General features: G+C 73.3%; 20 protein-coding genes, 1 pseudogene and 1 riboswitch. Of the genes and pseudogenes, 9 read left to right on the top strand and 12 right to left on the bottom strand.

The genetic code is table 11. From position 1 onward, the window contains the following. The 4 genes from ACZ573_RS05155 to ACZ573_RS05170 all read left to right on the top strand — a co-directional run bounded on the left by ACZ573_RS05155 (position 1) and on the right by ACZ573_RS05170 (position 4,703). Entirely contained in the window at positions 1–405 is a 405-nt protein-coding gene (locus ACZ573_RS05155) for a recombinase family protein (RefSeq protein ID WP_314246320.1), read from the top strand. A gap of 174 nt (positions 406–579) precedes the next feature. After that, positions 580–2,742 carry a phage holin family protein gene (locus tag ACZ573_RS05160; protein WP_471299211.1) on the top strand — a complete coding sequence of 721 codons (2,163 nt, stop codon included), beginning with the start codon at positions 580–582 and terminating at the stop codon, positions 2,740–2,742. Between the two features lie 75 nt (positions 2,743–2,817). Further along, positions 2,818–4,221, top strand: a complete 1,404-nt coding sequence (locus tag ACZ573_RS05165) for an amino acid permease (RefSeq protein ID WP_471299214.1) — start codon at positions 2,818–2,820, stop codon at positions 4,219–4,221. 41 nt (positions 4,222–4,262) lie between these two features. After that, positions 4,263–4,703 carry an SRPBCC family protein gene (locus tag ACZ573_RS05170; protein ID WP_471299216.1) on the top strand — a complete coding sequence of 147 codons (441 nt, stop codon included), beginning with the start codon at positions 4,263–4,265 and terminating at the stop codon, positions 4,701–4,703. A 268-nt stretch (positions 4,704–4,971) separates the two neighbouring features. On the opposite strand, the gene ACZ573_RS05175 is transcribed toward ACZ573_RS05170, so the two are convergent. Both ACZ573_RS05175 and ACZ573_RS05180 read right to left on the bottom strand, forming a co-directional pair. Further along, positions 4,972–6,567 carry an RNA polymerase sigma factor gene (locus tag ACZ573_RS05175; protein ID WP_471299219.1) on the bottom strand — a complete coding sequence of 532 codons (1,596 nt, stop codon included), beginning with the start codon at positions 6,565–6,567 and terminating at the stop codon, positions 4,972–4,974. A gap of 215 nt (positions 6,568–6,782) precedes the next feature. Further along, on the bottom strand, positions 6,783–7,544 hold the full coding sequence (locus tag ACZ573_RS05180; RefSeq protein ID WP_471299224.1) for a methyltransferase domain-containing protein: 762 nt from the start codon (positions 7,542–7,544) through the stop codon (positions 6,783–6,785). 57 nt (positions 7,545–7,601) lie between these two features. Further along, positions 7,602–7,704: riboswitch (ZMP/ZTP riboswitch) on the top strand. An 84-nt stretch (positions 7,705–7,788) separates the two neighbouring features. On the opposite strand from ACZ573_RS05180, the gene ACZ573_RS05185 reads away from it, so the two are divergent. After that, positions 7,789–8,634 (top strand): bifunctional 5,10-methylenetetrahydrofolate dehydrogenase/5,10-methenyltetrahydrofolate cyclohydrolase, encoded by an 846-nt coding sequence (locus ACZ573_RS05185; protein ID WP_471300591.1) that lies wholly within the window; start codon positions 7,789–7,791, stop codon positions 8,632–8,634. 112 nt (positions 8,635–8,746) lie between these two features. Here the strand turns inward: ACZ573_RS05185 and ACZ573_RS05190 are convergent, their stop codons facing one another. Genes ACZ573_RS05190 through ACZ573_RS05205 form a run of 4 tightly spaced genes read right to left on the bottom strand, consistent with a single transcriptional unit; the run spans position 8,747 to position 13,146 of the window. Continuing rightward, complete coding sequence (locus ACZ573_RS05190) at positions 8,747–9,955, bottom strand: MAB_1171c family putative transporter (RefSeq protein ID WP_471299226.1); 1,209 nt, start codon at positions 9,953–9,955, stop codon at positions 8,747–8,749. Continuing rightward, positions 9,952–11,472, bottom strand: a complete 1,521-nt coding sequence (locus ACZ573_RS05195; protein ID WP_471299229.1) for an NAD(P)/FAD-dependent oxidoreductase — start codon at positions 11,470–11,472, stop codon at positions 9,952–9,954. Before ACZ573_RS05195 ends, ACZ573_RS05190 begins: the two co-directional genes overlap by 4 nt. A gap of 16 nt (positions 11,473–11,488) precedes the next feature. Next, the gene (locus tag ACZ573_RS05200; RefSeq protein WP_471299231.1) at positions 11,489–12,124 is read right to left on the bottom strand and encodes a toxin-antitoxin system, toxin component; all 636 of its coding nucleotides are present in this window, start codon (positions 12,122–12,124) and stop codon (positions 11,489–11,491) included. After that, positions 12,121–13,146 carry a hypothetical protein gene (locus ACZ573_RS05205; protein ID WP_471299234.1) on the bottom strand — a complete coding sequence of 342 codons (1,026 nt, stop codon included), beginning with the start codon at positions 13,144–13,146 and terminating at the stop codon, positions 12,121–12,123. Before ACZ573_RS05205 ends, ACZ573_RS05200 begins: the two co-directional genes overlap by 4 nt. Positions 13,147–13,390: 244 nt before the next feature. Between ACZ573_RS05205 and ACZ573_RS05210 the strand changes: the two genes are divergently transcribed. Together ACZ573_RS05210 and ACZ573_RS05215 are read left to right on the top strand one after the other, a co-directional pair. Further along, complete coding sequence (locus ACZ573_RS05210) at positions 13,391–13,861, top strand: hypothetical protein (protein WP_471299237.1); 471 nt, start codon at positions 13,391–13,393, stop codon at positions 13,859–13,861. A gap of 114 nt (positions 13,862–13,975) precedes the next feature. Further along, complete coding sequence (locus ACZ573_RS05215) at positions 13,976–14,398, top strand: hypothetical protein (RefSeq protein WP_471299240.1); 423 nt, start codon at positions 13,976–13,978, stop codon at positions 14,396–14,398. On the opposite strand, the gene ACZ573_RS05220 is transcribed toward ACZ573_RS05215, so the two are convergent. Both ACZ573_RS05220 and ACZ573_RS05225 read right to left on the bottom strand, forming a co-directional pair. After that, the gene (locus tag ACZ573_RS05220) at positions 14,384–15,172 is read right to left on the bottom strand and encodes a helix-turn-helix domain-containing protein (RefSeq protein ID WP_471299243.1); all 789 of its coding nucleotides are present in this window, start codon (positions 15,170–15,172) and stop codon (positions 14,384–14,386) included. The two genes, ACZ573_RS05215 and ACZ573_RS05220, sit on opposite strands and share 15 nt — an antisense overlap. Positions 15,173–15,196: 24 nt before the next feature. Further along, positions 15,197–16,987, bottom strand: a complete 1,791-nt coding sequence (locus ACZ573_RS05225) for a hydroxysqualene dehydroxylase (RefSeq protein ID WP_471299245.1) — start codon at positions 16,985–16,987, stop codon at positions 15,197–15,199. 173 nt (positions 16,988–17,160) lie between these two features. Between ACZ573_RS05225 and ACZ573_RS05230 the strand changes: the two genes are divergently transcribed. Together ACZ573_RS05230 and ACZ573_RS05235 are read left to right on the top strand one after the other, a co-directional pair. Beyond that, positions 17,161–17,466, top strand: coding sequence for a 4a-hydroxytetrahydrobiopterin dehydratase (locus ACZ573_RS05230; protein WP_301364906.1), 306 nt, complete (start codon positions 17,161–17,163; stop codon positions 17,464–17,466). After that, positions 17,466–18,230 carry a class I SAM-dependent methyltransferase gene (locus ACZ573_RS05235; protein WP_471299249.1) on the top strand — a complete coding sequence of 255 codons (765 nt, stop codon included), beginning with the start codon at positions 17,466–17,468 and terminating at the stop codon, positions 18,228–18,230. Before ACZ573_RS05230 ends, ACZ573_RS05235 begins: the two co-directional genes overlap by 1 nt. Before the next feature lie 123 nt (positions 18,231–18,353). Here the strand turns inward: ACZ573_RS05235 and ACZ573_RS05240 are convergent, their stop codons facing one another. The 4 genes and pseudogenes from ACZ573_RS05240 to ACZ573_RS05255 all read right to left on the bottom strand — a co-directional run bounded on the left by ACZ573_RS05240 (position 18,354) and on the right by ACZ573_RS05255 (position 22,842). Next, on the bottom strand, positions 18,354–19,202 hold the full coding sequence (locus tag ACZ573_RS05240; protein WP_471299252.1) for an aldo/keto reductase: 849 nt from the start codon (positions 19,200–19,202) through the stop codon (positions 18,354–18,356). A gap of 140 nt (positions 19,203–19,342) precedes the next feature. After that, a complete protein-coding gene (locus tag ACZ573_RS05245; RefSeq protein WP_471300595.1) occupies positions 19,343–19,561 on the bottom strand; it encodes an ABC transporter ATP-binding protein C-terminal domain-containing protein in 219 nt (72 codons plus the stop codon). Positions 19,562–19,579: 18 nt separating this feature from the next. Next, positions 19,580–20,119 (bottom strand): annotated as a pseudogene (locus ACZ573_RS05250) (ATP-binding cassette domain-containing protein); the annotation flags it as partial. Next, complete coding sequence (locus tag ACZ573_RS05255) at positions 20,116–22,842, bottom strand: ABC transporter permease subunit (protein WP_471299255.1); 2,727 nt, start codon at positions 22,840–22,842, stop codon at positions 20,116–20,118. The pseudogene ACZ573_RS05250 and the gene ACZ573_RS05255, both read right to left, overlap by 4 nt. Positions 22,843–22,846: the final 4 nt, after the last annotated feature.

Genomic DNA, 22,846 nt, shown 5'->3' on the forward strand with positions numbered 1-22,846 from the left:
ATGGAAGAATTGCGCGTGGCCGCGATCACCAGCCTGGCCCCGCTCGAAGACCTCGACGCCGACCCCTTCGCCGTGGACACCCGCGGCCAGCACGCCATGTGCGCGCGCTGGGCCGCCGACCGGGGCTACGTCGTGACGAAGCAGTTGCTGGTCTACGGGCTGCGCGCCGACCACTGCGGGCTCTGGTCCGACGTCGACACCGGGCAGGTCGACCTCTTCGTCGCCGCCAACCACCGGGTGCTGGCCCGCGCGCTGCGCTCCGTCGAGGAGTTCACCGCCGAGTGCGAGCGGCGCGGCGTACGGCTGGAGACCGCCGGGGGCGAGGAGCCCCGGTACACCTCCGCGATGAAGGCCGAGGTGCACCGCAGGCTGTCCATGCCGACCGCCGGCTACGACGGCACCTGACCGGGCCGGGACGCGCGGCCCGCCCTCTGCGGCCTGCCCCGCCCCCGTCCGCCCCGATCCGGCCCGCCCCGCCCCGCCGGCCATGTGCCCCTGTGCGCCGTCCGCTTCGCCCGACCGGGTGCGCCGGGCTGTGCGAGCCTGGAAGGCGGGACCGGGCGCGCGGGAGGTGGCGGCGTGGGGCGAGGACGGTGGCGGACCGCGGGCAGCGCCCTGGTGCGGGTGCTCCTCGTCTGGGCCGTGTCCACCCTCACGATGCTCGCCCTGGCCGGGATCCTGCCGGACTTCCGGCTCCAGTCCGACGACGGTGACAGCATCACGCAGATCGGGCTGACCGCCGCCTGGACCGCCGGGGCCTTCGGTCTGCTGAGCGCGCTGGTCTGGCCGGTGCTCGTCCGGGCCCTCCTGCTGGTGCCCGCCCTGGTGCTCGGGCTGCTCGTCTTCTTCCTCAACGGCTCGCTCCTGCTGATAGCGCTCAGCCTGATCCCGGACGGCCGCAGCGAGGTGGCCCCCGAGACCGCGGTGGTCGTCGCCGCCGTGATGTCGGCGGTGGCGTCGGCGACCTCCACCGCCCTCGCCGTGCGCGACGACGAGGCCTACCGGCGCCGGCTCTACCGGCTCGCCGACCGGCGCCGCCGCAGGCAGGGCGGGGCGGGCCCGTCCCGGGCGGCCGCGGAGGCGCCGCCCGGCCTGCTGATGCTCCAGCTGGACGGGCTGGGGTACGAGGAGTTGCGCCGCGCGTGCGGCAGCGGGCTGATGCCCACCGTCGCCGGCCTGCTGGAGGACAGCCACCGCGCCCGGCCTTGGCATACGGACTGGTCGAGCCAGACCGGTGCCAGCCAGCTCGGGATCCTGCACGGCTCCACCTTCGACGTGCCCGCCTTCCGCTGGTACGAGAAGGACACCGGCGAGGTGATGGTCTGCAACCGGCCGACCAGCGCCGCCGAGCTCCAGCGGCGGGCCATCGGGCGCACCGGTGACGGCGGACTGCTCACGCTCGACGGGGCGAGCCGGGGCAACCTGTTCAGCGGCGGCGCCGACCAGCTGGCGCTGGTGCTGTCGGTCTCGGCCCGGCGGGGGCGGGCCAACCGCTCCCGCGCGGGCTACTTCGCGTACTTCTCCGATCCGGCCAACGCCGTCCGTACGGCCGGGTCCTTCGCGGCCGAGGTGGTCCGGGAGATCGTCCAGTCACTGCGGGCGCGGATCCGCGGGGACCGGCCACGGGTGTCGCGCGGCGGGCTGTACCCGCTGATCCGGGCCTTCGCGACCGTGGTCGAACGGGACGTGGTCGTCGCGGCCGTGATCGGCGACATGCTCGCCGGGCGCACCGCGGTCTACGCCGACCTGGTCGCCTACGACGAGGTCGCGCACCACTCGGGCCCGCGCGGCCGGGACACCGACCGGGTGCTGCAGCGCCTGGACCGCAGCCTCGCGCTCATCGCCCGGGTCGCCGAGCACGCGCCGCGCCGGTACCGGATCGTGCTGCTCTCCGACCACGGCCAGAGCCCGGGGGAGACCTTCCTCGGCCGGTACGGGCTGACCCTGAAGGACCTGGTCCGGGCGGGCTGCGGGCTGCCGGTACCGCGCCGGGCCGGCCGTACCCGCAGCGGGGCCGAGGCCCGGGCGGCCGTGCTCGCGGCGCTCCACCGGCCGGTGGAGGAGGGCGAGGAGGCGCGCCCGGGCCCGGGCTCCGATCCGGTGGTGCTGGCCTCGGGCAACCTCGGACTGATCTCCTTCCCGGACATCCCCGGCCGGGCTTCGCGGGCGCGCGTCGAGCGTGCGCACCCCGCCCTGCTGACCACGCTGGCGAACCATCCGGGTGTGGGATTCCTGCTGGTGGGCGGGGTGGTGCTGGGCCGGGACGGAAGGGTGGCCCGGCTGGACGTCCCGGGGGAGGCGGAGGAGCTGCTGGCTCCCTTCGGCCCGGGCGCGGCGCAGGCCGTCCGCCGGACCGACGCCTTCCCGCACGTGGCGGACGTCATGGTGAACTCGGCGTACGACCCGCGGACGGGCACGGTGCACGCCTTCGAGGAGCAGATCGGCTCGCACGGCGGGCTGGGCGGGGAGCAGGGGCACCCGTTCCTGATGTGGCCCGCGGAACTGTCCGACCCCGGGTCCGGGGAGGAACTGGCCGGCGCGGAGGCGGTGCACGCCGTGCTGCGGCGCTGGCTGCGGGAGGCGGACGGGCCGCAGATACCGGTGGCCGCACCCCGGGCCGCGCCCCTGGCCGCGCCCCTGACCGTGCCCCTGGCTCCGCCGGTGGAGGAAAGCCCGCCCGAGGACGGAAATAACGGAAGCCTTCCTTCCGCAGGGGTGCCCGCACGGGACGAAATCCGCTGATTTTGTGGCGCATTCAGGGTGGTCAACCATGTGTTGACCTGCCCAGCATGTGAGACATCCAGAGGCGCACCACCGATGACCAGCACCGCAACCCTGCCCGCCGAGGCCGCCGCACCCCCCGAGCAGGGCCGCGACCCCCGCGCGAGCCGTGACCCCCACGTGCGCCGCTTCGGCCTGCCCGTCGCGACCTGCCTGGTCATGGGCAACATCATCGGCGGCGGGATCTTCATCCTCCCCGCCTCGGTGGCCCCCTTCGGCACCATCAGCCTCGTCGCCTTCGCCGTCCTCACCGCCGGCGCGATCGCCCTCGCCCTGGTCTTCGGCCGGCTCGCCGAACGCCACCCGCAGACCGGCGGCCCCTACGTCTACGCCCGCGCCGCCTTCGGCGACTTCGCCGGCTTCCTCGCCGCCTGGAGCTACTGGATCACCGCCTGGGTCTCGAACGCGGCCCTGGCCGTCGCGGCCGTCGGCTACCTCACCGTGCTGTTCCCCGCCGCGGGCGAGCACAAGTGGTCCATGTGCCTGGCCGCCCTCGCCGTCCAGTGGCTCCCGGCCCTCGCCAACCTGGCGGGCACCCGCTACGTCGGAGCGGTGCAAGTCGTCGCCACCGTACTGAAGTTCGCCCCGCTCCTCCTGGTGGCCGTCGGCGGGCTGTTCTTCTTCGACCCCGCCAACCTCGGCCCCTTCCGGGCCACCGACCAGAGCGCGGCCGGCGCCGTCTCGGCCTCCGCCGCGATCCTGCTGTTCAGCTACCTCGGAGTCGAGTCCGCCACCGTCAGCGCCGGCGAGGTCCGCGACCCGGCCCGCAACGTCGGCCGGGCCACGGTCCTGGGCACCGTGGGCGCCGCCACCGTGTACCTGCTCGGCACGGTCGCCGTCTTCGGCCTGGTCGCCCACGACCGGCTGATCGCCTCCACCGCCCCCTTCACCGACGCCGTCAACGCCATGTTCGGCGGCACCTGGGGCGGCACCGTGGTCGCCTGCGCCGCCGTGATCTCGATGCTCGGCGCCCTCAACGGCTGGACCCTGCTCAGCGCGCAGACCCCGTACGCCGCCGCCAAGGACGGGCTCTTCCCGACGGCCTTCGAGACCAAGAAGCGCGGCGTCCCCGTCGTCGGCGTGATCGTCACCGTCTCCCTGGCCTCCGCCCTCACCGTCTACAACTACACGGCCGCAGCCCAGGGCGTCTTCGAGAGCCTGGTCCTGATCACCACCTTCACCGCCACCGTCCCGTACCTGCTGGCCACCGCCGCGCAGATCTACTTCCTGCTCTCCGGGCAGCGTGAGCGGGTCCACCCCGGCCGCCTGGCCCGCGACGGCGTCCTCGCCGCCCTCGCCTTCGGCTTCTCGATGTGGCTGGTCGCGGGCTCCGGCTACGCGGCCGTCTACCAGGGCGTGCTCTTCCTCTTCGCGGGCGTCCTCGTCCACGCCGCCATGTCCGCGAGGAAGCACCGCGCCGCCGCGTCCCCAGCGGAGTAGCGTGGAGGAAGGGGCCGGCCAGGGGGCGCCAAGGAACCATCATGTCCGCGATGAGGAAGAGCATCGACATCGACCGCAGGCCCGAGGACGTCTACGCGTACCTGACGGACCCCACGCACCTGCCGGAGTGGCAGGACAGCGCCGTATCCGCCGTCCCGATCGGCGATCTCCCCGTGCACGTCGGTTCGAGGGTGCTCGTCACCCGGCAGATCGGCCGCCGGCGGGTCCCCACGACCATGGAGTTCGTGGAGCTCGACCCGCCGAGGAGCTGGCACGTGCACGGGGTCGACGGCCCGGTACGACCCGATGTGCGCGGCACCGTCGAACCCCTTGACGGCGGCGCCCGCTCCCGCCTCACCCTGGACATCGACTTCGAGGGCCACGGCGTGGGCCGGGCCCTGGTACCCCTCGTGGTGAGGCCCATGGTCCGCAAGGAGATGCCCCGGGGCGAGGAGAAGCTCAAGCACCTCCTCGAGGCCTGACGGCTCGCGGCCGGGGCCGGGTGAACAGCCGGGGGAAAACCGGATGCCCCGCGGTCCTCGGCGGCCTGGCCAGCGGCCTGAAGAGGCGCATCCGGCGCGAACACGCCTATCTGATCCCCCAGGGCGCCTCCCTGCCGTTCACCCCCAGGGGACCGGTCTTCGGCCTGGCCTGACCTGACCTGGCCGGCCCCGTCCTGGCACGCGGCCGGATGCAGAACGCCCCCGACCCGCGCGTCCGCAGGTCAGGGGCGTGCTGGAGGAGATCGGCTCAGTCGAGGTAGTCGCGCAGCACCTGCGAACGCGACGGGTGGCGCAGCTTCGACATGGTCTTGGACTCGATCTGGCGGATGCGCTCACGGGTGACCCCGTACACGCGGCCGATCTCGTCCAGGGTCTTCGGCTGGCCGTCGTTGAGGCCGTAGCGCATGGAGACCACGCCCGCCTCGCGCTCCGAGAGCGTGCCCAGGATGGACTGGAGCTGCTCCTGGAGGAAGGTGAAGGAGACCGCGTCCGCCGGGACGACCGCCTCGGAGTCCTCGATGAGGTCACCGAACTCGCTGTCGCCCTCCTCACCCAGGGGGGTGTGCAGGGAGATCGGCTCGCGGCCGTACTTCTGGACCTCGATGACCTTCTCGGGGGTCATGTCGAGTTCCTTGCCCAGCTCCTCCGGGGTGGGCTCACGGCCCAGGTCCTGGAGCATCTGGCGCTGCACACGGGCGAGCTTGTTGATGATCTCGACCATGTGCACGGGGATGCGGATGGTGCGCGACTGGTCGGCCATGGCACGCGTGATCGCCTGGCGGATCCACCAGGTCGCATACGTGGAGAACTTGAAGCCCTTGGTGTAGTCGAACTTCTCGACCGCGCGGATCAGGCCGACGTTGCCCTCCTGGATCAGGTCCAGGAAGAGCATGCCGCGACCGGTGTAGCGCTTGGCGAGGGAGACCACGAGGCGGAGGTTGGCCTCCAGCAGGTGGTTCTTCGCGCGGCGGCCGTCCTCGACCAGGATCTCCAGCTCGCGCTTGAAGGCGGGCTTGTGGTCCTCCTCCTCTTCGAGCTTGTACTCGGAGAACAGACCCGCCTCGATGCGCTTGGCGAGCTCCACCTCCTGCTCGGCGTTGAGGAGCGGCACCTTGCCGATGAGCTTGAGGTAGTCCTTGACGGGGTCGGCGGTGGCACCGGCCACCATGACCGTCTGAGCCGGGGCGTCGTCCTCGTCGTCGTCGGACAGGACGAAGCCCTGGGTGCCGCCGGCCTTGGGCGCCTCGTCCTCGGCCTCGTCGGCGAGGTCCTCGGCAGCCCAGTCCTCGCCCTCGACGACGGGGGTCTCGCCCTCGTCGGCGTCCTTGGCGCTGGTCTTCTTCGCCGCGGTCTTCTTCACGGCAGTCTTCTTCACGGCGGTCTTCTTGACCGTGCGCTTCTTCGGCTCGGCGGCGGCCTCGGCCGACGCCTCGTCCCCGATGGCTGCGGCCGACGAAGCGGATATCGCCGTGGCGGTGGTGGTGACGGCCGTCGCCGCGGCGGTGGCCGCGGTCTTACGGGCGCCGATGGGGCGCGGCGCCGCGGTGGCCTTCTTGGCCACGGTGCGGGCCGGGGCGGCGGCAGCCTTGCGGGGCTTCTTGGCGGCAGCCTTGGTGGCGGGGGCCGCGCTGACGTGGAGGGCGACACCCTCCTCGTCCAGGACCTGGTTCAGGCTGCGCAGGACCCGCTTCCACTGGTCCACCGGGATGCGGCCGGCCTCGAAGGCCTGGCGCACGTCGTCACCGTTGATGTGACCCTGCTCGCGGCCGCGCTCGACGAGCGCGACAAGGGCCTCGGATTCGGCGATCTCCGGAGGGAACGTACGGGACGGGCTGAGCGACACAAGGAGCCTCTCGTTGCGAACAGATTAAGGGTGGGCGGGACATCATCGCGCGAACTCGGGAAACAGACCCGAGGGGGGTCTGTATTCCGGGCCGCGCGAGGACACCTGTCGGTTCATCGCATGCCCGAGTCGATTCGTTACGCGCTGAATTGAGTGACCTGCGCCACGCTGTGGCCACGCAACCCGATCCGGAGCAGATCCGTCCGCCCTTCAGATCAGCCCGTTTTACGGGCCTCGATGAGGAAGCGGGCGGTGTGAGCGACGAACGGACCTTCGCGTTCGATCCGTTCGTGGAGCTCACGCAACCGGTCCCGGTACTGCCCGACCGTGAAGCCGGGCACCATCCAGATCACCTTCCGTAGAAAGTAGATCACGGCTCCGATGTCGTGGAACTCCGTGCGCAGACGTTCGGAGCGCAGATCGAGGACTTCGAGGCCGGCCGCGGTGGCGTCGGCGACCGCGTCGTCGGGGTGCCGGGCCCGCCGGATCTCCTCCGGCTGCGGGCCGAGGAAGTACTCGACGAGCTCGAAGACGCTCGCCGGACCGACCTGCTGCGAGAGGTAGCTGCCGCCCGGCGTCAGCACCCGCGCGATCTCCTCCCACCAGATGGTCACCGGGTGCCGGCTGGTCACCAGCTCGAAGGCCGCGTCACCGAAGGGCAGCGGCGGCTCGTCGGCGTCGGCGACCACCACCGCGCCCAGCGGGTGCAGCAGCCGCGTCGCCTTCCCGACGTTGGGCGGCCAGGACTCGGTGGCCGCCGTCAGCGGCGGCAGCGGAGCACACCCGGCCAGGACCTCGCCGCCACCGGTCTGGATGTCCAGCGCGGACCGGACCTGGGCCAGGCGCTCGGCCATCAGCCGCTGGTACCCCCAGGAGGGACGCTGCTCGGTGGCCCGGCCGTCGAGCCAGGAGAAGTCCCAGCCGTCCACCGAGACGGACTCGGCCTCGGCGACAAGATGGTCGAAAGTACGCGTCATGCATTGATCGTCCCAGGTCGGGCGCCCGACAACCACCGGATATGTCGACTACAGTGGTCGGCGGGCCGTGACTGGCGTTCGGGTGGATCACCACCGGGGAGCGGCCCGGCGTACCTGTGGACCTCCGGTACGTCGGCTGCCGCGCGCCTGGGCGAACCGCGATCCGCAGCGACGTTCAGGAGACCCCGTGACGACTGCCCAGACTGCCTCTGCCACCGCTTCTGCCGCCGGCTCCGCCCAGCTGATGGACGGCACGGCCCTCGCCCGCCGCATCTCGGAGCAGACCGCCGCCTACGCCGCGAAGATCACCGAGCGCACCGGCACCGCGCCCTGCCTCGCGACCGTGCTGGTCGGCGAGGACCCGGCCTCCGTGACCTACGTCCGCATGAAGCAGAACCGCTGCGCCAAGGCGGGGATCACCTCCCGCCACGTGGAGCTGCCGGCCGAGACCACCACCGAGGAGCTGGTGGCCACCCTCACCGCGCTGTCCGAGGACCCGGAGATCAGCGGCATCCTGCTCCAGCACCCCGTCCCGCACCACATCGACGAGCGCGCCGCCTTCGAGGCCATCGCCCCGGGCAAGGACGTCGACGGGGTCACCATGCACTCCTTCGCCGCCATGGGCTTCGGGCTGCCGGGCTTCGTCTCCTGCACCCCCGGCGGCATCATGCGCCTGCTCGCCGCCTACGACGTGGACCTGACCGGCAAGCACGCCGTCGTCGTCGGCCGCAGCGCGATTCTGGGCAAGCCGGCCGGGATGCTGCTGCTGGAGCGGAACGCCACGGTCACCTACTGCCACTCGCGCACCCAGGACCTGCCCTCGATCGTGCGCCAGGCGGACGTGCTGGTCGCCGCCGTCGGCAAGGCCGAGTTCATCCGGGGCGAGGACATCAAGCCAGGCGCGGTGGTTCTGGACGCCGGTTACAACGAGGGCAACGTCGGCGACGTGCACTTCGAGTCGGCCGCCGCCCGCGCCTCGTTGATCACTCCGGTGCCGGGCGGTGTCGGCCCGATGACCATCGCCGTACTGCTGGAGCAGACCGTGCAGGCGGCCGCCGCGCAGGCCGGGCTGGACCTCGCGGAGCTCTGATCCCACCGCGCGGATCCCGCGTACGGCGTACGCACGCGCTCGCACACGCATGCCCGCACGCCCCGGCCGGCTCTCGGTCCGGGGCGTCGCGTTTTCCCCGGGGCCGTGTGCCTCAGACGCCGACCGGCTCGGGGTTCAGGTCCGGCGTGCCGGCGCCGGCCGCCTCACGGGCGGCGACGACGATGTCGGACGTACGGAACGCGTCGGCCAGGGCGGTCAGGGGCCGCCGGCCCAGACGGTAGGGCTCCGGGATCGCGGCCGGCCCGGGCAGGGATCCGCGCGCGGCGGCGGCCTTGCGGTGGCAGGCGGCCGCCAGGACGGCCGCGTCCGCGACCGTGGCGGCCCGCGCCTCGCCCATGCCCCGGCCCCGGGCCTCCTCGTACGCGGCGCTGCGCACCCGGGGGTCGAACCAGCCGGCCAGCGCCAGGATGCCGTCGTCGATGACCGACTCGCGGTGGACGAGCCGGATCCCCACCGGGGACCACCAGGCCAGCGGGACGGTCCGCCCCTGGGTCGCGGCGACTTCGTGCAGGGCCTTCCACAGCGGGCGCAGCCGCCGGTACTGGCTGAAGGCCAGCCATGTCGCCGACCCGCCGACCAGCGGCACGACGAATCCGGCACCGAGCAGCAGCCCGGCGGCCCCGGCCAGTGGCGGCGCCACGTCCGTGGACAGGAACACCAGGTCGTGGCCGGTCCAGCGGGCCACGACCGAGGCCCACTTGGCGGCCAGGTAGGCCAGGTCCATCAGCCCGGCGACCACGATCAGGGCCAGGCCCGTGCGCAGCGGGCGCAGTGCGCGGTCCGCGCGCGTCAGCCACTTGCCGCACAGCCAGGTCAGCGCCGAGGTGCCCATGGTGTGCGCCACGAGGAAGCAGACGATCATCTCGCGGATCCAGGGCGTGGTCGCGTAGTACGTGTCCAGGTCCTGGAGCCGTTCCACCGGCGCGTCGCCGATCACGAACAGGACGACGATGGCCGCGGTCGCGGTGCCGAACAGGGCCGTGGTCAGCCGGGTGGCCCGGCGCACGGCCGCGGGCCGCCCGCCGCGCCACTGCAGGACCAGGACGACGCACAGCCCGGAGAACACCGTGCACAGGCCGAACACCAGGGGCGCGGAGAAGTTGACCACGCCGGTGCGGCGGTTCACCGAGGCGATGGTCGACGGCGATGCGAGGAAGTTGATGGGTGCCCCGACGGCGAGCAGCGCGCACGCCGTCCGGTTCAGCGGCCGGTCCCGGTCCCGGCGCAGCTTCGGCAGCTTGATCAGCAGCGCCAGGACCATCAGGGAGGCGGGCAGGAGCGGCAGGATCCTGCCGCTCATCGGGCCTGTCCGACGGCGTCGGCGGGGCCGACCGGGTCCGCCGACGGGCCGGTGCCGGTGGCGGTGGCAGTGCCGGTGCCGGTGCCCGCGCTGGTGTGGGTACCGGGCTTCGTGCCGGGCGCCCGGTCGAGCCCGGCGACGGCCCGCTCGGCGGCGGTGAGCGGCGGTGCCTTCAGCGCACCCCGGTCCGAGGCGCGCAGGACGTGCCAGACCACCGACGGACGGAGCCAGTGGGTGGGCGCCATGCTCATGGTGAGGACGTTGAGCAGGGCGGCGGTGAGCGCCTCGTCGGTGGTGGCTCCCGTCATCAGCCGGTTGACGTACCCGTTGAGCAGACCGCTGCCGGCGCGCGGCGTCATCCCGGTGGCCCCCGGATACAGGATGTCCTGCGAGGTGGCGAGCTCCCAGGCGGTGCTGACCTGCGGCGCGATGGCGCGCTGCGCCTCGCGGCCGATCCCGGGGTGCTCCAGTCCCTTCGCCCGCAGCAGGGTGCGTACGGCCAGGATCCCCTGGGCCGCGACGCTCATACCCTGTCCGTACAGCGGGTTGAAGGTGGCGACGGAGTCGCCGACGGCGAAGAAGCCGTCGGGCAGTTCCGCCTTCTCGAAGTAGATCCGGCGGTTGGCGGTGCCCTGGGTGACGGCGACGTCCGTCAGGGGCTTGCGGCCCTCCAGGAGCTCACCGACGATCGGGTCGCGGACGGCCTTGGCGAACGGGATGAACGCGTCGGGGTCGCTGGTCGGCTGGCCGCCGCGGGTCCCGGAGAGGGTGGCCTGCCACTGGCCGTTCTCGATGGGCACGATCGTGGCCGTCCTGCCCGGGACGGGCACCCGGGGGTCGGACTGGACGTTGACGATGGGGAAGCCCATCTCGTGGGCTCCGGGCGGGGCTTCGAAGATCCGCGTCGCGTAGACGAGGCCCGAGTCGACCTCGGCCTGCCGGATCCCGGTGACGCCGAGCGCCTGGAGCCAGGTCCGGGCGCGCGAGCCGCGGCCGCTCGCGTCGATCACGAGGTCGGCCGTCAGCAGCCGGCCCACTTCCTCAGAGGTGTCGACCAGCACGCCGGTGACCCGGGACGCCGTGCCCTCCAGGGCGCGGACGCGGCTCCGCTGGAGCGTGGAGACCCCCTTCAGCCCGGTCACCCGGGCGCGGACCACCGAGTCGAGGAGATCGCGGCTGCAGGAGATGTTGAACTGCTTCTCCCCGCAGCGCGGGATCCATCCGTGGGCGGTCTTGCTGACCAGGTCGGTGGGCAGGCTGCGGCGGATGGCCCCCGCCCTCGTCCAGTCGTCGGTGAGGCCGGGCAGGATCCGCTCGATGGCACGGGCGCCGCCCGACCACAGGAGGTGGGTGTGCCGGGCCTGCGGGAGTCCACGGCGCGGGGCCGGACCCTCGGGCAGCGGGTCGGCGTCGATGACGGTGACCGTGGCGTGCTCGGCGAGGACGGCCGCCGCGAGGAGGCCGGCCAGACTGCCGCCTATGACGATCGCGTGGCGGGGCGGGGTGGACTGGTTCATCGTGGCGTGCTCTCTGTCAGGGCCGTGCTGAGGGCATCGGCGTGAGGGATGCCGCGACCGGCTGCTGCGGGTCGCGGCGTGGCACGGGGCTTCCCCAGCCGAGTGAGGACTTGATGCGCTCGATGGCCTCGGGGAGCTGCTGTTCCCGGGGCGAGGGCAGGTAGGAGCGCAGGGTGTTGCCGAGGTGCAGGCCGAAGGTCTCGGCCCGGATCTCCGCCGGATCCCCGTGGTCGGCGCGGGCGGCGGCCTGCCGGACCACGGCCTCCAGCCCGGAGCCGGAGGTCAGCAGGTCGGCGAGGCGGCCGGGGCGTCCGGCCAGCCGGGCGGCCACCAGCATGCCCGGACCGAGGCTCTCGCAGGTGCCCTCGTCCAGGTGCCACAACTCGTGGCAGGCGATGACGAGCTGGTGTTCGGGCCGGGTGTGCTGCTCGACGACGATCAGGTCGACGTCGTCCAGCTCCAGCCAGAGCCCGCTCGCGGTGTCGGGCGGGAAGGAGGTGAAATGGACATCGACCTTCCGCTCTCCGCCACGCCGCTCGGAGTAGGCGGCGCACAGCGCCCCGATGATCTCCCTGGCATCGGCCGGCGGCGTCAGCCGCGCGCCCTCCAGCAGCTCGGAGCCCAGCTTGCGCATGGCCCGTGTGGTCCTCATGGTGTTTCTCCCTCGGCGGCGGCGCCCTCGGCCGGCGCCCCGCCCTTCGTGCCCGGAACTCCGAGCTGCCCCTCGCGCGCGAGGAGGTCGTCCAAATGATCGGCCAGCGACTTCCAGCCCTGGGGCGACAGCCGCCCGGCCCGCGTGACGATGCTGCGTAGGTCGTGCGCCCGCAGCACCGCCAGCATCGGGTTCTCCCGGTCGCGCACCGCGGACTCCAACTCCCCCTCGATCAGGGCGAGGGCGCTGGAGAGCGCCTCGGTGTCGTCCGCCAGCAGGAAGCCGCCCTCGACGCCGTAGAAGCGCTGGATCCCGGCCGCCGCGGCGAGGTTCGGCAGGCCCTCGCCCTGGGCGAGGCGGGTCAGCGACTGCCCCGACGCGTCGAAGGACTTGGCGATGGCCGCCAGCGAGTGGGGCTGGCCGTCCTCCCGTACGCGGGTGCGGCGCAGGTGCTCGAACCGCAGGTGCACCTGCTCCTTGAGCGGGAGCCGGGGCGGCTTCCCCTCGAGGGTGAGCCGGATGGCCTGCGGGGTCATGCCGGTGAGGTACGACAGGTGCTCCAGGTCGTCCCGGCCGTCCGAGACGGTGGTGGCGGACAGGGCGAGGGCCCGTTCCACGGCGCTCTTGCTGTCGGCCAGGAGGAAACCGGCATGGACGCCGAAGAACCGCTGCACACCGGCCGCGTGACCCATCCGGGGCAGCCCGGTCCCGGCGTTGAGCGGCCCGAGGGAGGCGCCGGGGGCGCCGAAGTCGTCGGCGATGGCCGCCAGCGACCACTCCCGGCCGTGCTTGTCGCGCCGGGTCGCACGAAGCCGCAGGAACCGCTGGCGCACCCGCCGCTCCAGCGGCGCCTCGACGGCGGTGCCCGCCACCACCTGGGGTACGCGCCCGGGTTCGACCCCGGACAGATGACTCAGCCGCTCCACCGAGAGCACCTCGGCCGGATCCTGCCCGTGCTCCTGCGCCAGTGCCCAGGTGCGGCGCCAGACGGCGGCGAGATCGGGTCGGGCGGCGGCTCGCACCGGCGGTTTCTCCATATGTCGACAAGACGTTCGAGTGATTCGGGCTCCGTGAAGCCTAGCCTCCCGCCCCTGGCCGAACCAGAGGAACCCCCAACGTTTCCTGCCGTACAGCTCAAAAAGGGTTGGCATCCCCCACCCCCGCAGCCGCACGCCAAACTCCGCCGGGACAACAGGTGTTGGACGGGAGTCCGGCCCGATCGGCAAGGCGCCCGCTAGGATCGCGCCATGACCTCACACCAGGCGGATGCCGCGTAGATCCCCGCGCGCGCCGAGGGCCACTGCGCCCCACAGCCGGAGCGACAGCACGACGAGCACGCTGCTCATCAGCGCGTGCCCCGGGCCGCCGGCGTGCGCGGCCGTCCACACCTACCTCTTCGTCGACGGCCTCGACGTGGTGACGCGCAGCGACATCAGGATGGCCGGCCTCGGCCCGAGGCAGCTGCTCCGCCCGGGCGGGCCGCTCCATCCGACGGACACACCGCGCAGCGCGGCCGTGGCGACCCAGGAACCACCCGAATCAGGCCCGGACCGGCTGACCATCCGGATCCGGCTCCGCGGCGGGACGGTCATCTGGTCCGACCTCATGTACCCGGGCCCCGACGGCACCACCGTAGAAGAGGTCCGCTTCGACCTGGAGCAGTACCTTGGCGAGATCGAGCGAGCCTACGCGGCGCTGAAGCACCACTCCTGGGACGGCCCGTTACCTCCGGGGTAATCGACCCTCCCCGCAGGCCCCGGCACAGTGGACGCATCGGGTTCCGGGGCCGCGCACTCGGTCCCGGGATCCGTGTCCCACCTGGCCGTTCGACCTCGATGGAGGCTGATTCCCATGTCCGCGACCCCGCTCGCCGGCTTCGCCCGCAACCGCGTCCCGCAGACCGCGCTGCGCCGGTTCCTCGCCCTCGACTCCGTCGTCACCACCGCCAACGGGCTCGCGTACGTCGCCTTCTCCGCCCCGCTCGGCCGGCTGCTCGGGGTTGGGCAGCCGCTGCTGCTCGAACTCGGGGTCCTCCTCGTCGCGTACGGGGCCGCCGTCGGATGGCTCGGCTCGCGGCGGCAGCCGCCCGTCCTTCCCGTGAAGCTCGTCATCGAGACGAACTACGCCTGGGCCGCCCTCAGCCTGGCGTCACTGGCGCTCTGGTTCGAGCCCACCACCGCCGGGATGCTGTGGATCCCGGTGCAGGCCGTCACGGTGGCCGGCTTCGCCGTGCTCCAGCAGCTCGCCCTGCGTTCGGGCTCAGCCGCCCAGTGAGCGCAGGTACTTCACCGTCGCCGGGTCGGCCGGGAGCATCGTCTCGATGGCCAGCTCGGCGACGGTCACGTCCATCGGCGTGTTGAAGGTCGCGATGGACGACACGAAGGACAGCAGGTGCCCGTCGTGCTCGATGACCAGCGGCAGCGCGATGTACGCGGTGGGCTCCTCCGGGGCGCTGTCGCCCGGGCGCTCGGCGACCGGATAGGCCGACACCTCCTCGTACAGGGCGCGCAGCGGCTCGGAGCGGGCCAGCGCGATCTGCCGCTCCATCTGCGCCAGCAGGTGCCCGCGCCACTCCTTGAGGTTGTGGATCCGCGGAGCCAGGCCCTCGGGGTGCAAGGTGATGCGCATGGCGTTCAGCGGCGGGGTCAGCAGGTGCTCCGGCAGTCCGTCCAGCAGCATCGCGATGCCCTGGTTGGCGGCGACGACGTTGTACACGGCGTCCACGACCAGGGCCGGATAGGGCTCGTACCCCGTCAGCAGGCGGGCGATGCCCTCGCGCAGCGTCTCCATCGCCGGGTCGTCCAGCGCGGTGTGCGCGTAGCGCGGGGCGTAACCAGCCGCCAGCAGCAGGGAGTTGCGCTCCCGCATCGGCACGTCCAGATGGCCGGCGAGCCGCAGCACCATCTCTTCGCTCGGCCGGGACCGGCCCGTCTCGATGAAGCTGATGTGCCGGGACGAGGAGTCGGCGCGGCCCGCCAGCTCCAGCTGGCTGATGCCGCGCCGCTCCCGCCACGCGCGGAGCAGTGGGCCCACACTCGTCGTCGTCATGCGCACGACGTTAGCCGAGGAGGGTCAGCCCAGGTCGAAGACGTTCCGCAGGCCGAGACGGTAGCGCCACCGGTCGTGCCGTTTGGCGGGCTCCAGCTCCGGCGCCCGGTACATCGGACGGACCGTGCACCGCGGTGCGCCGGAACCGTCGCGGTCCAGAAGGGAGTTGACGGCCGCGCGCGCCGACGCGTTGGCCCCTTCCATCGTCGCGAGGTCGATGTCGACGGCGACGTAGTCCCCGCTGAGGAAGAAGTTCGGGATACGGGTGCCCGCGCTCGGCCGGTTGTACAGGGTGCCGACCGGGTGGATCAGCAGCTCGTCCTGGTTGGTGGGGTGCGGGGTGCCGAGCCCGTCCACGCCCGGGTCCAGGAACCACGAGTGCAGCGTGGAGTCGCTCAGCAGGGTCCGCCCGGTGTCGTTGAGGGAGGCCTTCAGCTGCGCCCACACCTCGCGCGCCACCTCCTCGCGCGTGCACTGCTTGGCCGTCTTCCCGTACAGGATCCCCGGCTTGTCCCACTCGGAGATGTCCACCGACAGGCAGTCGACCGCCGTGCCGTCGCCGTAGTCGGCCGGGAAGTCACGGGACGGCCAGTGCTCGGCCTGCTGGATCGCCGTCAACGACCAGGGGGAGTCGATGCAGTTGAGGTGGCCGTGCACCAGCTCGGCCCGCTCGGTCAGATAGAACTGGATGCCGGTCATCCAGTCCGTCTCCAGCCTGTCGCAGCGCCCCAGCATCGGATCGGCGGCCCGCAGGGCGGCGCTCCACGTGCGGCGGGCGTGCTCGACGGGCAGCGCGCTCACGTAGTGGTCGGCGGTGACGGTCTGCGCGGCGCCGTCCGGCCCCTCGACGGCGACCCCGCTCACCCGGCCGCCCGCGTACCGCACCTCCCGCACGGTCCAGCCGATCCTGAACTCCACACCGAGGGAGCGCAGATGGGCTTCCCAGGGGTCGATCCAGGCCTCGTTGGTCGGCAGGTCGAGGATCCGGTCGGGCGGCCCGTCCGCCCCGCGCCCCAGCAGGTTGAGGACGAAGGCCTCGCCGAGGGTGCCGACCGTACGGGTGGAGGCCTCCTCGGCCTTGGTCGCCACGATGTTGCGGGTGATGCCGACGGCGAGGATGCGCCGGTACTCGTTCGACATCCGCTCCGCGCGGACGAAGTCCCACCACGGCGTCCGCTCCCAGACCTCCTCGCGACGCTCGTCGCAGCTGGTGAGGAAGACCAGCACGCGGTCGACGAAGTACGCCGTCTCGTGCGGCGGGAGCCGGACCAGCGTCTGCAGGATGCCGGTGAGGGCCCGCCGGATCTCCTCGGGCGTCAGCTCGGCGGGGGAGTGCCCGGGCCAGGGGATGGGTCCGCGCAGGTCCTCGCGCCCGGCCGCCCGGGCGAACATCATCTCGCGTGGGGCGACGAGGTTGTCCCACACCCCGGCCGCGTTGCCGGGGAAGGGGATGCGCCGCATGGTGTCGGGCAGGTTGTGGTAGATGCCGGGGATGAAGCGGAAGCCGTGCTCGGCGGGCAGCGGCCGGCGCCCGCCGCGGGCACTGCCGGGCACGTCCATGCTGCGCGCCTTGCCGCCGAGGGCCCGGCGCTCGTACACGGTCACGGCGTAGCCGCGCTCGGCGAGTTCGTGCGCCGCCGTCAGGCCCGCCACACCGCCGCCGAGCACCGCGACACGCCGTCCGGCAGGCGGTGGTCCGGCCGCGTCGGCCGCCGCCGCCGGCGTCGCCCCGGCCCCGGCGAGGACCGCCCCGGCGGCGGCCGCCGCGCCCGCGCCCGCGATGAACGTACGCCTGGAACTTCCTGTGCCGGTCATGGCGAATGCCCCTCGTTACCGCTGGTAACAGTGCGTTCGGCGCAGGAGCATATGGGGGGTGCGGCGGACCTGGAAGGCGTAGAAGTACCCGGGCGCACTATGGCGCGAAAGGATTGGTCCGGCGTGCACTGTGGGAACCTTGACTACACGTCACGGGGAAAAGGAGCCGGTGCATGCCGAGTGAGCCGCTGTCACAGAAGGAGATCGAGGACCGGTTGCGGGAGCTCCCCGGCTGGTCCTTCGAGGACGACCGGATCTTCCGCACCTACCGGCTGGGCACGCACTTCGCCGCGAGCGCCCTCGTCGTCCATATCGCCACCGTCCAGGAGGAGTTGAACCACCACTCCGACCTGACCCTCGGCTACAACACGGTCCGGCTCTCCGTGAACAGCCATGACGCCGGCGGTGTGGTGACGGAGTCCGACTTCGCCCTCGCCGAACGCGTCGAGGCCCTCGCCCCGGCCCACGGCGCGAGCTGATGACCACGCACATACCGTCCGTGAGATCCCTGCTCGACTACGACGCCGAGGCCGAGGCCTACGACACCACCCGCGGTGGCATCCCGCGCGCCGAGGCGGCTGCCGCCGCAGTCCTCGAACTCCTCCCCGCGGACGCGCACACCCTCCTCGACCTCGGCTGCGGCACCGGCATCGTCACCAGCCGGATCAGCCGCCCCGCCCTGCGCGTCCTGGGTGCGGACGCCTCCCACGGCATGGCCGCGATCGCGGCACGGCGCGGCATCCCGGTGACCCTCGCCGACGCGGCCCGGCTGCCGGTCCGCTCGGCATCCCTGGACGCGGTCAGCGCGGTGTGGCTGCTGCACCTGCTGCGCGAGCCGGGACTGGTGCCGGCGGTGATCGCCGAGGCCGCCCGGGTGCTGCGGCCCGGCGGCGTCTTCCTCGCCACCGTGGACAAGGACTCGGCACACGATGTCGGCAGCGACATAGACGCCGTCTTCGCCGCGCACCTGACCCCGACCCCCTCGGACGCCTCCGGGGAGGTCGAGGCCTACGCGGCCCGGGCAGGCCTGCTGGCGGTCGGCGAGGCCCGGTTCACCGGCCACGGCCAGGGCCGCACCCCGCGCGGCTCCGCCGAGTCCCTGCTCGCGGGCCGCTACGCCTCCCGGATCGTCCCGCGCGGCATCACCGCGCAGGAGCTGGCGGCCCGGCTGGAACTGCTGCCGGACCAGGACGTCCCGCGCGCAGAGCCGACGTACCGCATACGGAGCTTCGTACGCGTCTGACCCGCGGGCAGGGCCGCCCGCACCCGGACCCGGACCCGGACCCGCACCCGGACCCGCACCCGGACCCGCACCCGGGCCCGCACCCGGGCCGGGATCCGTGCCGGGACCCCGCCCCGGATCCCGTCACACGTCGAATTCGGCCGGGTCCGGCCCGATCCGGCGGCCCGCCGCGCCCGCGCCCAGGGCGTCCAGCGCCGCCATGTCCGCGGCCGCCAGCTCGAAGCCGAACACGTCCAGGTTCTCCCGGATGCGCGTGGGCGTCACCGACTTCGGGATCACGATGTTGCCGTGCTGCAGGTGCCAGCGCAGCACCACCTGCGCGGCGCTGCGGCCGTACGCGGCCGCGATCGCCGTCACGGCCGGGAGCGTCAGCAGCTCCTTGCCCTGGCCCAGCGGGGACCACGCTTCGGTGGCGATCCCGCGCCGGGCGTGCACGGCGCGCAGCTCGGCCTGCGGGAAGAGCGGGTGCAGCTCGACCTGGTTCACGGCCGGGACCAGCTCGCTCTCGGCGGCGATCCGCTCCAGATCGGCCGGGCGGAAGTTCGACACGCCGACCGCCTTGGCACGCCCGCTCGCCGCGATCTCCTCGAAGGTCTTCCAGATGGCGAGGAAATCGTCGCGCATCGGACGCGGCCAGTGGATCAGGTACAGGTCGACATGGTCGAGGCGCAGCTTGGCGAGGGAGTCGTCGAAGGCGCGCAGCACCTGGTCCCGGCCCCACTTCTGCTTCCGGCCGTTCCACAGCTTGGTGGTGACGAACAGCTCCTCGCGCGCCAGCCCGGAAGCGGCGACGGCCTTGCCGGTGCCCGCCTCGTTGCCGTAGACGGCGGCCGTGTCGATGCTGCGGTAACCGGCCTCGAGGGCGGTCCCGACGGCGCGCTCCGCCTCCGCGTCCGGCACCTGCCAGACGCCGTAGCCGAGCTGGGGCATGAGCGTGCCGTTGTTGAGCTTGATGGCGGGGACCTGGTTCACGTCTGGTCGTTCCCTCGGTTCGTCGCTTCGTCGCTTCGTCGCTTCGTCGGTTGGTGGTGCGGCGGCGGTGGAGCGTCGCACGAGGGGCGATAACCGGCCCCTCGTGCGACGTATTCCCGCCATCCCTTCCGTACGCACCCTCACGCGGACCCGAGGTACGCCTCCCGCACCAGCGGGTTCGCCCGTACCTCGGCCGCGGTGCCCTCGGCCAGCACCGTCCCGAGGTCCAGTACGACGACCCGCGCGCACAGCTCCATCACGAAGGCCACGTTGTGCTCGACCAGCAGCACCGCGCAGCCCTCCCGCTCCGCCAGCCGCCGCACGACCTCCGCGAGCCGGTCGCGCTCGGGCGCGGACATGCCCGACGCGGGCTCGTCCAGCAGCAGCACCCGCGGCGGATCGGCCACCGCGCGGGCCAGCTCCACCATCCGGGCCTGCCCGACCGGCAGCCCGCCGGCGTACGAGGCCCCGAGCGCGCCGATCCCGCAGTCGGCCAGCACCCCCTCGCCGCGGGCCCGGCGCTCGCGCTCCCGGGCCCGCCGGGCCGGGAGGGCGAGGAGATCGGCGGTCGGCCCGCCCCCGCCGCCCCGCCACTCCTGCCCCACCAGCACGTTGTCGGCCACGCTCAGCTGCCCGAACAACTGCTGCCGCTGGAAGGTCCGGCGGATCCCGTGCCGGGCCCGCCAGACGGGGGAGCGGCGGGTGACGTCCGACCCGTCCAGCAGCAGCCGCCCCTGGTCGGGGCGGCGGATCCCGGACAGCACGTCGAACAGCGTGGTCTTGCCGGCGCCGTTCGGTCCGATCAGCCCGCACACCTCGCCCGCGCGGATCCCGAGATCCACCCCGGTCAGCGCCCGGACGCCGCCGAAGCGCACGCCGACCCCGCGGGCCTCCAGTACGTACCCGCCCTCGCTCATGTCGCCATCCCCAGGTAGGCCTCGGTGAGCCGGTCCGCCTCCACCTCGGCCCGGGGGCCGCACCAGGAGACCCGGCCCTGGGAGAGGCAGGCCACGGTGTCGGCGATCCCGAGGATCTCGGCCGCCTTCTCCTCCACCAGGAGCAGCGCCGTCCCGGCGTCGCGGAGTTCGGTGAGCAGCTCGTACACCTCCTCCACCACGCGCGGGGCGAGTCCGAGCGAGGGTTCGTCGGCGATCAGCACCGCGGGCGGCCGCTGGAGCAGCGGAGCCAGGGTCAGCATCTGCTGCTCCCCGCCCGAGAGGGCTCCGGCGGGGATCCCGCGCCGTTCGGCGAGCCGGGGGAAGCGCGCGTAGACGGCGGCCCGGGAGCCGGCGTCCCGGAGGTACAGGGCCAGGTTCTCCTCGATGGTGAGCGCGGGGAAGATCCCGCGCCCTTCGGGGGCGAGCAGCACCCCGGCCCGCGACCGGCGTACGGCCCCGTCCCGCGTCGCGTCCCGGCCGCCTACGTACACCGCCCCGCCCGTTGCGGGCAGCAGCCCGGCGGCGACCCGGCAGGCGGTGCTCTTCCCGGCGCCGTTCGGCCCGAGCACGGCGAGGATCTCGCCCGCGCGGACGGTGAGATCGACCCCGTGCAGCACGAGCCCCCCGTCGTACCCGGCGGTGACGCCCCGTAGTTCAAGCGCGTACGCGGCTTCACCGGGCGGATTCGGCCTCGCCGGCGATTGTGGCGCGGGGTCCGGGGCGGAGCCCCGGGGATCGGCGGCGCGCTGTCCTGCCGGCCCCGGCTGCGCCGGTATCCGTGACGGCGGCGGTTTCGCGGCGCGCTGCCGCGCGAGCCGGACCGGCACCGCCGCGCAGTACCCGTCCAGGTCATTGGCCAGGGCCAGCCCGGCCAGGCCGAAGAGGATCACCGGCAGGTGCGCGGACCCGGTCACGTAGTCGGACAGCAGCCGCGGGGCGACGGCGAACACCAGCCCCGCCACCACCGCGTACTGCGGCCTGCGCACGCCCGCCGCCACGACCACCGCCAGCCACACCAGCCCCGTCATCGCCGTGAAGTCCGTCGCCGTGATCCGGGTGTTGTACGACGCGTACAGTACGCCCCCGAACCCGGCCAGCCCCGCCGACAGCGTGAAGAGCAGCAGTTTCGTGCGCAGTACGGAGACCCCCGAGGCGACGGCCGCCGCCGGGGCCGACCGGACCGCCAGCATCGCCCGCCCCGACGGGGAGTTCCGCAGCGCGGTCAGCCCGGCCGCCACCAGCGCGACCAGGACCACCAGGGCCACCCCCAGCGCCCGGTCGTCGGAGAGGTCCACCGGTCCGAACACCGGCCGCGGGATGGACCACCCCGCGTCGCCGTTGCGCAGCCAGCGCAGCTGGAACAGCACCTGATCGGCCAGGAAGGCCAGCGCCAGCGTGGCCAGGGCCAGCGACCTGCCCCCCAGTCGCAGCGCCGGCAGCGCGACGAGCGCCCCCAGCACGGCCGCCACGCACGTGCCCACCGCCAGCGCGGCCACGAAGGGCCAGCCCCGGCTCATGAGCAGCCCGGCCACGAGCGCGGCGCCGGTCACGAAGGTGCCCTGCGCCAGCGACACCATCGCCCCGAGCCCGGTCACCACCGTGAAGGACATGAACACGAGCGCGATGGCCAGCCCCTGCGCCAGCAGGCCGCTCCAGAAGGGGGTGGTCACGGTGTAGAGCGCCACGCACAGCGCCGCCGCGCCCGCCGCCCACACCCCCCACCGCCGCCCCCACGAGGCCCCGGCCAGATGGTCGGCCGGCGGCGCGTCCACGGCCGCGACCCCCGCCGTCCGCGCCGTGCGGGTCAGCACCAGCAGCCCGCCGAACAGGATCAGGAAGGGTACGGCCGTCCGGAAGCCGGTGACCGACTCGGCGAAGGACGTGTACCCGGCCACCAGGTTCTGCAGCACCCCGAGACCGAGCCCGCCCGCGAAGGCGAGCGGCACGGAAGCGAACCGCCCGATGACCGCCGCCGTGGCCGACACGAACAGGAACAGGGTGAAGTCGTGCGCCGACAGCCCCAGCAGCGGGGTCGCCAGCACACCCGCGAGCCCCGCCAGGCCCGACGCGATCATCCAGGCCACCGACGACAGCCGGTCGGCGCTGATGCCGCGCAGCTCGGTCAGCGAGCGGTTGTCGACGGCGGCCCGCAGGTGCAGCCCCAGGCGGGTGTGGCGCATCAGCACCCACAGGGCCACCGCCACCAGCGCCGTCACCACCCAGGTGATCAGCTGGTCGGAGTCGATGCCGACGCCGTCCGTGAGCTGCCAGGACCTCGCCGGGCTGGGCCCCACTCCCGGCAGCCCGAACTGGTTCTCCGCGGGCTTCACCGGCGCGCCCGCCTCCGCCAGCAGTTCCACCGCCCACAGCCCGGCGGCCGGCAGCGCCACCAGCAGCCCGATGGCGGCGACGATCTGCGCGGTCTCGCCGACCCGGGCGAGCCGCCGGAACATCAGCCGGTCCAGCCCCCAGCCGAGACCGGGGGCCAGGACGAGGACCACCAGCAGGGCGGCCGGGACGGTGGGCCAGCCCAGCCCCGAGCGCAGCTCGTAGAAGGTGAGCGCGCACAGGTAGGCGGTGGCCCCGTGCGCGAAGTTGAACAGTCCGGACGCCGAGTACGACAGCACCAGCCCGGTGGCGAGCAGGGCGTACAGGGCGCCGGAGACCAGACCGCTCAGCATGAAGACGAGCAGATCCCCCATGCCG

The sequence above is a fragment of the Streptomyces sp. NPDC040545 genome (assembly GCF_055595065.1).